Source organism: Microbacterium elymi, from assembly GCF_021582895.2.
Lineage (GTDB): Bacteria > Actinomycetota > Actinomycetes > Actinomycetales > Microbacteriaceae > Microbacterium > Microbacterium humicola.
Genome location: NZ_CP091139.2, coordinates 3,354,578 through 3,367,697, shown reverse-complemented (window position 1 = coordinate 3,367,697; position 13,120 = coordinate 3,354,578). Strand labels below are relative to the sequence as shown.

Genomic DNA, 13,120 nt, shown 5'->3' with positions numbered 1-13,120 from the left:
CCGCCGACGTTCACGCGTCGACGGGGACGGCCGAGACCGTGCGGTCGATCGTGAACTGCCCGATCACCCGAGTGCCGTCGTAGAGCACCGCCGTCTGCCCCGGTGCGACGCCGTCGAACGGATGCGTCGGTCGCACGGTGAGCACGCCGTCGGCGAGCTCGGCCTGTGCGGGCACCGGGTCGGCGTGCGCGCGGATCTGCACGTCGCAGTCGAATGTCCCCTCGGCCGGCGCGCGACCGGCCCAGCTGAACCGCTCCCCCGCGATCTCGGCGCACGCGAGCGCCTCCTTCGGTCCGACGACGACGGTGTTCGAGACGGGCCGCACCTCGAGCACGAAGCGCGGCTTGCCGTCCGCCGCGGGCACACCGATCTTCAGGCCGCGCCGCTGCCCACCGTGTACGCATGCGCGCCCTCGTGCCCGCCGACCACGGCGCCGGTGCGGTCCACGATCTCGCCCGGCTCGGCGCCGACCTTGTCGGCGAGCCAGCCCCGCGTGTCGCCGTCCGGGATGAAGCAGATGTCGTAGCTGTCGGGCTTGCGCGCGACCGCGAGCCCCCGCCGTTCCGCCTCGGCGCGCACCAGCTCCTTGGACGGGGTGTGCCCGAGCGGGAAGTACGTGTGCGCGAGCTGCTCGGCGGTGAGCACGCCCAGCACGTACGACTGGTCCTTCGCAGCATCCGACGCGCGGTGCAGCTTCCGGCCCTGCGGGCCGTCGACCAGCGAGGCGTAGTGGCCGGTGCAGACGGCGTCGAATCCGAGCTCGAGCGCCCGCTCCAGCAGGGCGGCGAACTTGATGTGCTGGTTGCAGCGCATGCACGGGTTCGGGGTGCGCCCGGCCTGATACTCGGCGATGAAGTCGTCCACGACATCCTGCCGGAACCGCTCGGAGAAGTCCCATACGTAGAACGGGATGCCGAGCACGTCCGAGACGCGGCGCGCGTCTATTGCGTCCTCGATCGTGCAGCAGCCGCGGCTGCCGGTGCGCAGCGTGCCGCCGGCGCGGGAGAGCGCCAGGTGCACGCCGACGACGTCGTGCCCCGCCTCGACCGCGCGTGCCGCGGCGACGGCGGAGTCCACGCCGCCGCTCATCGCCGCCAGAATCCGCATGGGCTCCAGTCTAGGAGCGGCCGCCTGGGCGCGGGCCGGGTTCCGTCCCGCGGTCAGCGCCGGGCCGCTGCCCGTGCGCGCTCCACCGCGTCCGGCAGCACAGCGAGGGCGGCGTCGACGTCCGCCTGCGTCGAGGTGCGACCCAGCGTGAACCGGAGCACCTGGCGGGCCTCGGTATCCGTCCGCCCCATCGCTGTGACGACGTGCGACGGCTCGGGGATGCCGGCCTGGCACGCCGATCCGGTGGATGCGCAGACGCCGGCCTCGTCGAGCAGGAACAGCAGCGTCTCGCCGAGCGCGCCCGGGAACAGGATGTGCGCGTTGCCGGGCAGCCGCTCCTCCGGGTCGCCGAGCAGCGCGGAGCCGTCCACGGCGTCCCGGATGCCGCGGACCAGCCGGTCGCGCAGCGCGGCCAGGCGCACGCCCTCCGCGTCGCGCTCGGCCTCGGCGCGCTCGGCCGCGACCGCGAACGCGGCCGCCCCGGCGATGTCCTGGGTGCCGCTCGCGAGCGCGCGCTGCCGCCGCCGCCGTGCAGCAGCGCCTCGGGTGCGGCGGCCCGCGAGATGACCAGGGCGCCGATCCCGACCGGCCCGCCGAGCTTGTGCGCCGAGACGCTGAGCGCGCACAGGCCGCGCTGTCCGCGCGCATCGCCCCGCCACCGCCGGAACGAGACCGGCAGGTGTCCGAACGCGGCGATCGCGTCCAGATGCAAGCGGCACTCCGGCGCCGGCGGATGCCGCGGCCAGCCCGGCCGCGTCGTTGATCGTGCCGACCTCGTTGTTGGCGACCAGGGCGGTCGCCACCGCCGCGCCGGGCAGCGCCCGCGCGAATGCGTCGACGTCGATCGCGCCCTGCGCATCCAGCCGCACCGGCCGCACCGGGGCGTCCTCGTGCGTGCGCAGCCACTCGACCGCGTCCATCGTGGCGTGGTGCTCGCCGTCCGGCAGGACCACGGTATCCGTTCCCGTCGCCCGCGCCCACCACAGGCCCTTCACCGCGGCGTTGACCGACTCGGTGCCGCCGGAGGTGAACACCACCTCGATCGGATCGCAGTCCAGCACGGCCGCGAGCCGCTCCCGGGATTCCTCCAGCACCCGGCGGGCGCCCTGGCCGTCCCGATGGATCGAGGACGCATTGCCGCGGTGCTGCGCGGCGGCCAGCCACGCATCGCGCGCCTCGGGGCGCAGCGGCGTGGTGGCCGCGTGATCGAGGTAGACCGTCACCGGTCCACTCTGCCACGCCGCGACGCCGGTCAGGCCGCCGGTGCGCCGCGGCCGGCGACCGCGCGCACCCGCAGCGCGCCGATCAGGCCGAGCACGAGGAACGCCATGGCCACCAGCAGCGAGCTTGCGCGTGGCATCCGCGAACCCCGCCGACAGCGCCGCCACGAGCGCGTCGGAGTGCTGCGCACGCAGCTGCGCGATCGTGGCGCCGGCGCTCTGCCGGGTGGCGTTGACGAGCTGATCGATCTTCGGGCCGGTCAGGCCCGCGTCGGATGTCGCCGCCGGGAGCGTGAGGGCCAGCGCGATCGCCAGCGCGGCCCCCGAGACGGCGGTGCCCAGTGCGCTGCCCACCTGCCGGACCGTGCTCTGGGTCGCCGAGCCCTGCCCGGACTGGGCGGGCGGAACGTCGCGCAGCACCGTGCCGGTCAGCTGCGCCGACGCCAGCCCCAGGCCGAGCCCGTAGACGACCAGGGGCGCCGCGATCAGCCAGGCCGCGGCATCCGGTCGCACCACCAGCGCGACCACCAGGATGCCCACCACCTCCAGCGCGAGCCCGAGGATCACGACGCCCGGGGCGCCCAGCCGCGCGGCGAGGTGCCGCGCGAGGGCACCGGACACGAACGCGCCGACCGCCATCGCGGCCAGCACCAGCCCGGCCGTCATCACAGGCAGCCCCATCGCGTTGACCAGGAAGAGCGGCAGCACGAACACCAGCGCGAACTCGCCGACGGCGACCGTTCCGGCGGTGACGTTGCCCCAGGTGAAGGTGGGCAGGCGGAACAGCGTCAGATCCAGCAGCGCCTGCCGGCCCGCGCGTGCCCGCGACCGCTCCCATCCGATGAAGCCGACCAGCGAGACCGCCGCCACCACGATCAGCACCGGCACCGGCGAGATCGCCGCGGTCTGCGGCCAGGTCAGCCCGAACACGGTGAACGACTCCTGCGGTCGCCACCACCCCAGATCGGGGCCCTCGATCACGACGAACACCAGGGACGCGAAGCCGACCGCGCTCAGGACGGCGCCGAGGATGTCGGGGCCGCCGCGATCGCCGGAGTCGGCCGCCGGGGCGCGGGTCTCACGGACGGTGAAGACCGCAGCGACGAACACGATCGCCCCCAGCGGCACGTTCACCAGGAAGATCCACGGCCACGACGCGTACTGGGTCAGCGCCCCGCCAGCCAGCGGGCCGATCGCCGCCGCCCCCGAGATCACCGCCCCCCAGACGCCGAACGCAGCCGCGCGCGACGGCCCGCGGAACGTGGCGTTCACGCTCGAGAGCGTCGTGGGCAGGATGAGCGCGGCCCCGAGCGCCTGCACCGCGCGCGCGGCGATCAGCACCCCCGCGGCCCCGGCAGCACCGGCCCACACGCTGCCGGCGACGAACACTACGATCCCGGCCAGGAAGAGCCGCTTGCGCCCCCATCGGTCCGCGAGCCGACCGGCCGACAGCAGCAGGGCCGCCAGGACCGCGGCGTACAGGCTGCCGACCCACTGGGCGTCGCTGAGGGTGAGGTGCAGATCCCGGACGATGTCGGGCAGGGCGACGCCCACGATCGTCCCGTCCAGGACGATCATCCCGAGCCCGGAGGCCAGCGTGGCAAGGCCCAGCCAGTCCCGCCGCGTCGGGCCCGACTCGACCGCGGTCTCGACCGTGCGTGCGCCGGTCATCGCGAGTGCGCGACCATGGTGAGACTCCCAACCTTCAGCAATACTGAGATGGCTTCAGTGTAGCTGAAGGATGGCGATGTGTCATCCCAGTGTGATGTCGAAGAGCGGCCCAGCCCGTAGGTGACCGCCGCGGCGGCGAAGCCGATGAGCAAGCTGCCGCAGCGCACGGCGCAGCGGCGGCGCGCCGGACAGCAGCCCCACCATCGCACCGGTGCCCAGAAGGGCCAGTCCCACCAGCACCAGCGCCAGCACCACCGCTGCCGGGCCGGTCAGTCCGAAGATCCAGGGCAGCACCGGGATGATCGCGCCCGAGGCGAAGCAGAGGAAGCTCGAGATCGCCGCCCGCCATGCCCCGCCCACGACCTCGCCGATGTCGCCGGTCGAGACCGGGCCGGTGCCCGGCGCGGCCGGCTCCGCGGCGCGGGCGCGGTCCAGCACGCGCTCCGCACGCTCGATCGCGTCCTCCTGGGTCATCCCCCGACTGCGGTACACCAGGGCGAGCTCGTTGGCGTCGAGGTCGAGGTCCGGAAGGACGCCGTCGGCGAATTCCCCCGGCTCGGTGGCCTCCAGCAGCTCGCGCTGCGAGCGCACCGACACGTACTCGCCGGCGCCCATCGAGAGGGCCCCGGCCAGCAGCCCGGCCACCCCGCTGAACAGCACGAAGGACGAGGGGACCCCGGTCGCGCCGATGCCCATCACCAGGGCGAGGTTCGAGACCAGCCCGTCATTGGCGCCGAACACGGCGGCCCGGAACCCGCCGGAGAGCCGCCGCCGCCCGCGGGCGGCGAGGCCCCGCACGACCTCCTGATGCACCTTCTCGTCGGCGGCCATCGCCGGGGTCGCGTGCGGGTCGGTCTCATACGGCGAGCGCCCCTCGGCGTTCTGGGCCAGTGCCAGGACGAAGATCGAGCCGAAGTGCCGGGCCATCCAGCCCAGCAGGACGGTGCGCGCGGACGCACGCGGGAGCGAGGCGGGCTCTGCGCCCAGCAGCTCGAGCCAGTGGGCCTCGTGCCGCCCCTCGGCATCCGCCAGCGCGGTGAGGATCTCGCGCTCCTCGCCGGTACGGCGACCGGCCAGTTCGCGATAGACGCGCGCCTCGGCCCGCTCGTTGACCAGGTACTGCGCCCAGCGTCGGCGATCGCGGCTGCCTGGGCTCGGCGCGGGGCGCGGTCACATCTTCTCCCGGGGTCGACAACCGTTCGAGGCTATCGGCGACGGATGCCGCGCCCGGGCGATTCCGCGGGATTGCCAGCATTTCGGAGCTCCGAACGGGACGCGGCCCGCGGCATCGGGGCCCGGACGGGCGACGGCCCCGCGGCTACGAGTGCACGCGGCCCCGGAGCACCTCGATCCGCTTCTGCAGCTTGCGCGACCGTGGCCTGGGCGACGGCGGGTCCGCCGCAGACCCGCCGCAGTTCGGCATGCACGGCGCCGTGCGGTTCGCCGGACTGGCGGGCGTACAGCCCGACCAGGCTGTTCAGCAGCTGACGCTGCTCCTTCAGGGTGCGGTGCAGCGCCTGCGGCGGCACCGCGTCCCGGGCGTCGGTGGAGCCCTCACGCGCCTCGCGGGTGGCCCGGTGGCGCCCCTGGCGGGCCTGACGCTGCATCAGCAGCTCGTGCACATGCTCGGGTTCGAGCAGACCGGGAAGGCCGAGGAACTCCTCCTCCTCCGGGGTGCCGGGGACGGCGAGCTGGCCGAACTCCTTGCCGTCGTACAGCACCCGGTCGAAGTGCGCGAGCGATCCCAGGGCCTGGTAGCTGAACTCCTCGGTGAGCGCGTCCGAGGCCTTCTCCTCGCGCTCCGCGGCATCCATCAGGTCCTCTTCGGCGTCCCACTCGTCGCCGTCGGACTCGCGGTCCAGCGCGTGGTCGCGCTGTCGCTCCAGCTCGCCGGCCAGCGCGAGCAGCTGCGGCACGTTCGGCAGGAACACGCTGGCCGTCTCGCCGCGACGCCGGGCCCGCACGAACCGGCCGATCGCCTGCGCGAAGAACAGCGGCGTCGAGGCGCTCGTCGCGTACACCCCGACCGCCAGGCGCGGGACATCCACCCCCTCCGAGACCATCCGGACCGCCACCATCCATCGAGCCTCGCTCTGCGCGAACGTCTCGATCCGGGCGGATGCCTCGGCCTCGTCGGAGAGCACCACGGTGGGCGCCTCCCCGGTGATCTCCCTGAGGATCGCCGCGTAGGCGCGGGCGGCGGTCTGATCGGTCGCGATCACCAGCCCCCCGGCATCCGGAACCTGCTCGCGCACCTCGGTCAGTCGGCGGTCAGCGGAGCGGAGCACCGCCGGGATCCAATCGCCCTCCGGGTCGAGCGCGGTGCGCCAGGCCTGCGCAGTGATGTCCTTCGTGTTGTCCTGGCCGAGCTGGGCCTCCATCTCGTCGCCGGCCTTGGTGCGCCACCGCATCTGCCCGGCGTAGACCATGAAGATCACCGGCCGGACGACCCCGTCCAGAAGCGCCCGCCGGTATCCGTAGGAGTAGTCGGTACGCGAGATGCGGATGCCGTGCTCGTTCGGGTGGTATTCGACGAACGGGATCGGCGCGGTGTCGCTGCGGAACGGGGTGCCGGACAGCAGCAGTCGGCGGGTGGCACGTCGGTACGCCTCGCGGAGGGCGTCGCCCCAGCTGAGCGCGTCGCCGCCGTGGTGCACCTCGTCGAGGATCACCAGCGTGCGCTTGTCGAGGATGAGACGCTCGTGGACGGATGCCTTCACCGCCACCTGCGCATAGGTGACGGCCACGCCGTGATAGTGCCGGGCCGGGGCGGCGTGGCGGTTGGAGAATGCGGGATCGAGCCGGATCGATGCCCGGGCCGCGGCATCCGCCCACTGCGTCTTCAGATGCTCGGTCGGGGCGACCACCACGATCCGGTCGACGACATCCCGCCGCACGCCTCGCTGGCCAGACGCAGCGCGAACGTGGTCTTGCCGGCGCCGGGGGTGGCCGCCGCGAGGAAGTCGCGCGGGCCCTTGCCCGGACCGTCCGGGCCGTCCAGCTCGAAGTAGCGGTCCAGCGCCTCGGCCTGCCAGGCGCGCAGGCGCTGGGCCGTGCCCCAGGGCGCGCGCTGCGGGTAGGTCGGTGAAAGGTGTTCGGCGGCGAAGCTGCCCAGAGAGGTCTGCTCCTCCACCCGCACCCCTTCCCGCCGCCGGACGAGATTCCAGCCTAAACCGAGCGTGCGACCCTGCCCGAGATTAGTCTGAATGTCGGTCACGAATCGGAAGGATGCTGATGCCCGCCACCGAGGATCGCCGCACCCCGTATGTCGACAACGCCGGCCCGCACCCCTGGCGCCGGTTCGTCGCCCTGGGCGACTCGTTCACCGAGGGGGTCGGCGATCCCGATCCGACCCAGCCGGGCGCCTTCCGCGGCTGGGCCGACCGGGTCGCCGAGGTGCTCTCGAGCCAGGTCGACGACTTCGCTTACGCGAACCTCGCGGTGCGCGGCAAGCTCATCCGGCAGATCGTGGACGACCAGATCGAGCCCGCGCTCGCGCTGAAGCCGGATCTGATCACCCTGTGCGCAGGCGGCAACGACGTGATCCGGCCGCGGTCCGATCCGGACGCGGTCGCCGCGCTGTTCCGCGACGCCGTGGCCCGGCTGGCCGGGAGCGGCGCGACCCTGGTCGTGTTCACCGGGATCGACACCGAGTTCACCCCGGTGTTCCGCGGCATCCGCGGCAAGGTCGCCATCTACAACGAGAACATCCGGGCGGTGGCCGAGGAGTTCGACTGCGTCGTGGCCGATCAGTGGGCGCTGAAGACCGCGCAGGACCCGCGGTTCTTCGCCGACGATCGGCTTGCACTTCAACGTGCTCGGACACCACGAGGTCGCCCGCATGGTGCTGCGAGCGCTGAACGTGCCGAACGATCTCGCCCCGATGCAAGCCCGACCCGCTGCCGGTGCGCACCTGGCGAGAGGCGCGCACCGAAGACCTGGTGTGGGCGCGCGCGTACCTCGTGCCGTGGGTGCTGCGTCGGCTGCGGCACCAGTCCTCGGGCGACAACATCACCGCCAAGCGGCCCGACCCCCTGCCGGTGCAGGTGGTCGCGCCGGGCGCGGATCCCGGGGCCGGTCGGGGCGAGGAGGCGTAGCTGCTCGTCGCGGAGGATGACAGCGCCGTCGTCGCCGCTCGGCGTCAATGGGTGAGATCAGTCTTCGGCATGCCGTTGCCGCGCACGAGCGTCGCGATATCTCCGAGCGTCTTGAACTCCACCCCATCCGGGCACAGCTGTGCGATCAACTCGTCGATGCGGCTCACGATGCCTCTTCCGTGAGCATCCTGGCCACCAGTGCGATCATGACGTCCTTCTCCTTCGGGTCGCTCATCGCCACCATCAGAGTGATGGCCGCCAGCGCGTTGTTCGAGATGCGGGCTGTGCCCGCGGCATCCGCCAGCGCGCCGTTGTGAGCAAGGAAGTGCACGAACAACGCAGCTGCGCTGCGCTTATTGCCATCGCTGAGGGGGTGGTCCTTCACCACGAGGTAGAGCAGATTCGCCGCCTTCAGCTTGCACGGTCGGGTACAGCTCCAGCCCACCGAAGCCCTGGTAGATCGTGGCGACGACACCGCGCAGCGCATCGCCGCGCTCTACGCCGAACAACGCGTCGTTGGGAAACTCGGCACGGATCGTGTCGATGACCGCGCGTGCGTCGTCGTAGCTGAGCGTCCATGTCGCGGTGGCGCCCGAAGGTGCGGCATCCAGCAGCCCTCGTCGTAGTCGCGAAGCACACGGAGGCTCGGCATGTAGCCCGAGAGCACTTCGGCGACACCCGCGAGGACCGTGTCTGATGATCGTGCGAGCACCCGCACGATAGATCCCACCTGTTCGAGGCGCCGCTCGTTGACCACGACACCGTGGACGACATATTGCTTGAGAACAGTGCTGGCCCACCGCCGGAACATGATCGCACGACCCGAGTTCGCACGGTAGCCGACCGCGAGGATCACGTCGAGGCTGTACAACGTGACCGGCCGGTCCACGCCGGCAATATGCACTTTTTGCATATTGCTCTCCGGCTCGACCTCAGCATCGTGAAAGATGTTGCGGATGTGCCGTGACACGCCCGACTGGTCTACACCGAACAGCTCCTGGATCTGTGCCTGCGAGGCCCACACGGTCTCACGCTCAGGATCCATCGGCAGCGCCAACTCGACACCATCGGCGATGTAGACGACGATCTCCTGCTCGTTCACGGCGTCACCTCCAGGTCGGCGACGATCGCCCACCCGTCGACACAAACGCGGAGGTCGTTCACGATGCGCCGCATCGTCTTGTGCAACTGAGCGCGCTGCGCCTCTTTGGTGGTCGGTGCCATGTTGTCGTTCTCCCGAGCCCGAAGGCGTGCCTCAGTTGCGACTGCGTGTCGATCTCAACGTACCGGTGCGCACAGACACGGCCTGGGTGCCATACCGGACGGAGGAGCACAGCATCACTACCTCGTCGCGTAGAACGCCACCGCCGACGAGGCCGCCACGTTGAGCGAGTCGACGCCGTGCATCATCGGGATCGTCACCCGGCGGTCGAGCAACCGGTCGGTCGCCGGCGTCAGGCCATGGCCCTCGGCGCCGAACACCAGTGCCAGGTCGCCGTGATCCTCGGCGACCAGCTCGTCGAGGGTGATCGAGTCCTCCCCCAGCGACATACCCGCCACGACGTAACCGGCGTCTTTGAGCAGCTGCATGCCGTCGCGCGGCCAGCCGTCGATCCGCGTCCACGGCACCTGGAACACCGTGCCCATCGACACGCGCACAGCTCGCCGATAGAGCGGGTCCGCGCAGCCAGGCGTCACCAGCACGGCGTCGACGCCCATCGCTGCGGCGTTCCTTATTGCACCACCGACGTTCGCGTGGTCGGTGAGATTCTCAAGGACGGCGATTCGTGAATGTGGTCGCCGCCGCGCGCCCGCGAGCACGTTGCGCACCGTCGGCAGGTCGGGCCGGTGCATCGCCGCGAGAACACCCCGGTGCACGGGGTAGCCGGTCACCTGTTCGGCGACGGAAGCGGGCACCACATACACCGGGACATCGGGCAGCGAGCCGAGCAGGGCCGCAGCATCCGGCACCCACTTCTCCTGGACGAGCACCGACCGCGGGCGGTGCCCGGCCTCCAGTGCCCGGGCCAGGACCTTCGCCGACTCGGCCATGTACAGGCCCCCGGCCGGCTCGAGCGCGCGGCGCAAGCGCGACATCCGTCAGATCGCGGTAGTCCGCCAGGCGCGGGTCGTCGGGGTCGCCGATCGGGATGGTGATCACCGTCCCAGGATGCCGCATGGCGGGGCGTAGCCTGGTGCGGTGCGGATGACGGACGCGATCGACGACGCGACGGCGGCGCTGTCGGGGCGCCGGGTGGCGGTCCTGACCGGAGCCGGCGTGTCGACCGACTCCGGCATCCCGGACTATCGCGGCGAGGGGGCGCCGGTGCGCACGCCGATGACCGTGCAGCAGTTCCTCGGTTCGGACCATGCCCGTCGCCGATATTGGGTGGGCAGCCACCTCGGGTGGCGGCGCATGTCGTCCGTGCATCCCAACGCCGGGCACGCGGCACTGGCTTGCGCTCGAGCGGCGCGGGGTGGCGAACGGCGTGATGACCCAGAACGTGGACGGCCTGCATCTGCAGGCCGGCTCCGGGCGGGTCGTCGAGCTGCACGGCACGCTGCGGCGGGTGGTCTGCCTGCATTGCGGGCAGGTGTTCGACCGGCGCGACCTCGCGGCGCGCATCGACGCCGACAACCCGTGGCTGGTGACCTCCGAAGACGCGATCCTGCTGCCGGACGGCGATGTGCGCCCCGATTCGGTCGACGGCTTCCGGCTGCCCGTGTGCACGATCTGCGGGGGATGCTCAAGCCCGAGGTGGTCTTCTTCGGCGAGACCATCCCGCCGACGCGGTTCGCCGCGGCCGAGCGGCTGCTGGCCTCGGCCGAGGCGCTGCTGGTGGCCGGATCCTCGCTCGCGGTCAACTCCGGGATGCGGCTGGTCCAGCGCGCCCAGCGTCGCGACCTGCCGATCGTCATCGTCAACCGGGGACCGACCCGGGCCGACCCGCGTGCCACCGTGCGGATCGAGGCGGGCACCAGCGAGGTGCTCGGTGCGCTGGCCGAGCGGCTCCCCGTTCCCTGATCCCGGCACACAGGGCGCCGGGCGCCCAGCGTCCTGTGATCCGGCGCCCGGTACCCTCGAACAGTGACCTCCCTCATCTTCGTGCGCCACGGCGAGACCGACTGGAACCTGACCGGACGCATCCAGGGCAGCTCCGACATCCCGCTCAACGACACCGGTCGGCGGCAGGCCCGCGAGGCGGCCGCCGATCTGCGCGAGCAGGCTGCACGGGCCGGTGGCGATCGTGGCCAGCGACCTGTCGCGGGCGGGCGAGACGGCCGAGATCATCGCCGGCGAGCTCGGACTCGAGGCGCCGCGGCTGTATCCGCAGCTGCAGGAGCGCGCCTACGGCGAGGCCGAGGGCAAGACCGGCGAAGAGGTCGCGGCTCTGTGGGGTCCGTGGGTGACGGCACGGGTCCCGGGCGCCGAGACGCCCGACGAGATGCGACGCCGCGGACTGGCCGGCGTGCGCCGGGTCGTGCGCGACGTGCGCCGCGCGACGGCCCCGGCCGCGACATCCGTCATCGTCGTCTCGCACGGCGGACTCATCCGCGAACTCGTCCGGCACGCGACCGGCGGCAGCCTGCCCGAGCCCGGCACCTACCTGCCCAACGGCGGCGGCTACTCGATGCTGTACGAACGCGAGCGGCTGCGCCTGGTCGAAGCGGCGCGCAGCGCGGCGTTCGCCCCGGCGACCCGCTGAGTCGGCACCCTCCGCGGCCGCGCCGAGGACGGATGCCTCAGGCCCGCGTGAGCACCGCGCGGGCGTGCCGCAGGCACGGGCTCGTCGACCATCCGCCCCTCGAAGGCGAACACGCCCCGCTGCCCGGATGCCGCGGCCAGCACGGCCCGCGCCCACTCCACCGTCGCGGCGGAAGGCCGATATGCGGCCCGGATCAGCTCGACCTGCCCGGGGTGGATGCAGGCGGTCGCGGCGAATCCGCTGGCCACCGCATCCTCTGCTTCCCGGGTCTGCCCCTTCGCATCGCCGATGTCCAGGTGCACCGCGTCGATCGCGGCCTTGCCGTGCGCCCCCGCGGCCAGCAGCACCCGCGAGCGCGCGTAGCGGGTGACATCGCGGTAGCGGCCGCTCTTCCTGCGGCTGGACGTGCCTCCGAGCGAGGCCACCAGGTCTTCGGCCCCCCACATCAGGGCGACCACGTTCTCGAGCGCCGCGATCTTCTCGGCATGGGCCACTCCGCGCGCGGTCTCGCACAGGGCGATCACCGCGAAACGCGGATCGAGCCGCCCGATCTTCTTGGCCGACTCGCTCTTGGCCACCATCACGGTGCGGTAATCGGTCTGCGCCAGGGTCGACAGATCGGATGCCGTGTGCTCGGTGTCGAGCGGATTGATGCGCACGATCGTGGTGGCGGGGTCCAGCTCCGACTCGATCAGGTGCCCGCGGGCGGCGGCCTTGGCGGCCGGCGCGACCGCATCCTCCAGGTCGAGGATGACCGCATCCGCGCGTGCGGCGGCCTTCGCATAGCGCTCGGGCCGGTCGGCGGGGCAGAACAGCAGAGCAGGTCCCATGGTGAAGCTCATGCGTCCCCCTCGGGCAGACACCACATCAGCGCGACCCGGGTGGCGGTGGCCACCACCTCGCCATCCTGGTTGCGCCCGGTATGGGTCATCGTGACAAGTCCCTGGCCGGGGCGCGAGTTCGACAGGCGCTTCGCGACGATCTCGGTCTCGGCGTACAGCGTGTCGCCGGCGAACAGCGGATGCGGGAAGGCGATGTCGCTCAGCCCGAGCTGGGCGACGAGCGTGCCCTGCGTGATCTGGGTCACCGACATCCCGACGATCGTGGCCAGCGTCCACATCGAGTTCATCAGCGGCTTGCCGAACGGCTGCGTGGCCGAGTACGCGGCGTCCACGTGCAGCGCCTGGGTGTTCATCGTCAGCGCGGAGAAGAGCGTGTTGTCGGCCTGCGTGATGGTGCGGCCGGGGCGGTGCAGATACCTGGCCCCGACCTCGCACTCCTCGTAGTACAGCCCGCGCTGGACGATCTCGCTCATACC

General features: G+C 72.1%; 8 protein-coding genes and 9 pseudogenes. 5 read left to right on the top strand and 12 right to left on the bottom strand.

What is annotated here, in order from left to right:
* Nucleotides 1–10 precede the first annotated feature (10 nt).
* The 5 pseudogenes from mnmA to L2X98_RS18340 all read right to left on the bottom strand — a co-directional run bounded on the left by mnmA (nucleotide 11) and on the right by L2X98_RS18340 (nucleotide 7,131).
* Nucleotides 11–1,107 (bottom strand): annotated as a pseudogene (gene mnmA, locus L2X98_RS18360) (tRNA 2-thiouridine(34) synthase MnmA).
* Between the two features lie 53 nt (nucleotides 1,108–1,160).
* Nucleotides 1,161–2,330 (bottom strand): annotated as a pseudogene (locus tag L2X98_RS18355) (cysteine desulfurase family protein).
* Between the two features lie 29 nt (nucleotides 2,331–2,359).
* A pseudogene (locus L2X98_RS18350) lies at nucleotides 2,360–3,998 on the bottom strand (MFS transporter).
* A gap of 81 nt (nucleotides 3,999–4,079) precedes the next feature.
* Nucleotides 4,080–5,114 (bottom strand): annotated as a pseudogene (locus L2X98_RS18345) (VIT1/CCC1 transporter family protein).
* Between the two features lie 202 nt (nucleotides 5,115–5,316).
* A pseudogene (locus tag L2X98_RS18340) lies at nucleotides 5,317–7,131 on the bottom strand (DEAD/DEAH box helicase).
* Between the two features lie 101 nt (nucleotides 7,132–7,232).
* Here L2X98_RS18340 and L2X98_RS18335 point away from each other — a divergent pair.
* Nucleotides 7,233–8,095: pseudogene (locus tag L2X98_RS18335) on the top strand (SGNH/GDSL hydrolase family protein).
* Between the two features lie 44 nt (nucleotides 8,096–8,139).
* Here L2X98_RS18335 and L2X98_RS18330 read toward each other — a convergent pair.
* The 5 genes from L2X98_RS18330 to L2X98_RS18310 form a co-directional block, all read right to left on the bottom strand.
* Nucleotides 8,140–8,262 carry a hypothetical protein gene (locus L2X98_RS18330; protein ID WP_259611825.1) on the bottom strand — a complete coding sequence of 41 codons (123 nt, stop codon included), beginning with the start codon at nucleotides 8,260–8,262 and terminating at the stop codon, nucleotides 8,140–8,142.
* A complete protein-coding gene (locus L2X98_RS18325; protein WP_259611824.1) occupies nucleotides 8,259–8,582 on the bottom strand; it encodes a Fic family protein in 324 nt (107 codons plus the stop codon). Before L2X98_RS18325 ends, L2X98_RS18330 begins: the two co-directional genes overlap by 4 nt.
* Before the next feature lie 9 nt (nucleotides 8,583–8,591).
* Nucleotides 8,592–9,197, bottom strand: coding sequence for a RhuM family protein (rhuM, locus tag L2X98_RS18320; protein ID WP_259611823.1), 606 nt, complete (start codon nucleotides 9,195–9,197; stop codon nucleotides 8,592–8,594).
* The gene (locus L2X98_RS18315; protein WP_259611822.1) at nucleotides 9,194–9,319 is read right to left on the bottom strand and encodes a hypothetical protein; all 126 of its coding nucleotides are present in this window, start codon (nucleotides 9,317–9,319) and stop codon (nucleotides 9,194–9,196) included. Before L2X98_RS18315 ends, rhuM begins: the two co-directional genes overlap by 4 nt.
* A gap of 117 nt (nucleotides 9,320–9,436) precedes the next feature.
* A complete protein-coding gene (locus L2X98_RS18310) occupies nucleotides 9,437–10,183 on the bottom strand; it encodes a TrmH family RNA methyltransferase (protein WP_354002851.1) in 747 nt (248 codons plus the stop codon).
* Between the two features lie 281 nt (nucleotides 10,184–10,464).
* On the opposite strand from L2X98_RS18310, the pseudogene L2X98_RS21940 reads away from it, so the two are divergent.
* The 4 genes and pseudogenes from L2X98_RS21940 to L2X98_RS18290 all read left to right on the top strand — a co-directional run.
* A pseudogene (locus L2X98_RS21940) lies at nucleotides 10,465–10,680 on the top strand (Sir2 family NAD-dependent protein deacetylase); the annotation flags it as partial.
* A gap of 56 nt (nucleotides 10,681–10,736) precedes the next feature.
* On the top strand, nucleotides 10,737–11,120 hold the full coding sequence (locus tag L2X98_RS18300) for a Sir2 family NAD-dependent protein deacetylase (RefSeq protein WP_259613386.1): 384 nt from the start codon (nucleotides 10,737–10,739) through the stop codon (nucleotides 11,118–11,120).
* Between the two features lie 63 nt (nucleotides 11,121–11,183).
* Nucleotides 11,184–11,261, top strand: a pseudogene (locus tag L2X98_RS18295) (histidine phosphatase family protein); the annotation flags it as partial.
* A 73-nt stretch (nucleotides 11,262–11,334) separates the two neighbouring features.
* Nucleotides 11,335–11,802, top strand: a complete 468-nt coding sequence (locus L2X98_RS18290; protein ID WP_259611821.1) for a histidine phosphatase family protein — start codon at nucleotides 11,335–11,337, stop codon at nucleotides 11,800–11,802.
* Between the two features lie 37 nt (nucleotides 11,803–11,839).
* Here the strand turns inward: L2X98_RS18290 and L2X98_RS18285 are convergent.
* Together L2X98_RS18285 and L2X98_RS18280 are read right to left on the bottom strand one after the other, a co-directional pair.
* A pseudogene (locus tag L2X98_RS18285) lies at nucleotides 11,840–12,644 on the bottom strand (HpcH/HpaI aldolase/citrate lyase family protein).
* Nucleotides 12,641–13,117: a MaoC family dehydratase gene (locus L2X98_RS18280; protein WP_259611819.1), complete on the bottom strand. Its 477-nt coding sequence runs from the start codon at nucleotides 13,115–13,117 to the stop codon at nucleotides 12,641–12,643. The pseudogene L2X98_RS18285 and the gene L2X98_RS18280 overlap by 4 nt, the downstream one beginning before the upstream one ends.
* Nucleotides 13,118–13,120 lie beyond the last annotated feature (3 nt).

Excerpts from the sequence above, each read along its gene's own strand:
- L2X98_RS18325 (WP_259611824.1), bottom strand. The coding sequence starts at position 8,582 with ATGCGCTGCGCGGTGTCGTCGCCACGATCTACCAGGGCTTCGGTGGGC.
- L2X98_RS18280 (WP_259611819.1), bottom strand. The coding sequence starts at position 13,117 with ATGAGCGAGATCGTCCAGCGCGGGCTGTACTACGAGGAGTGCGAGGTC.
- L2X98_RS18315 (WP_259611822.1), bottom strand. The coding sequence starts at position 9,319 with ATGGCACCGACCACCAAAGAGGCGCAGCGCGCTCAGTTGCACAAGACG.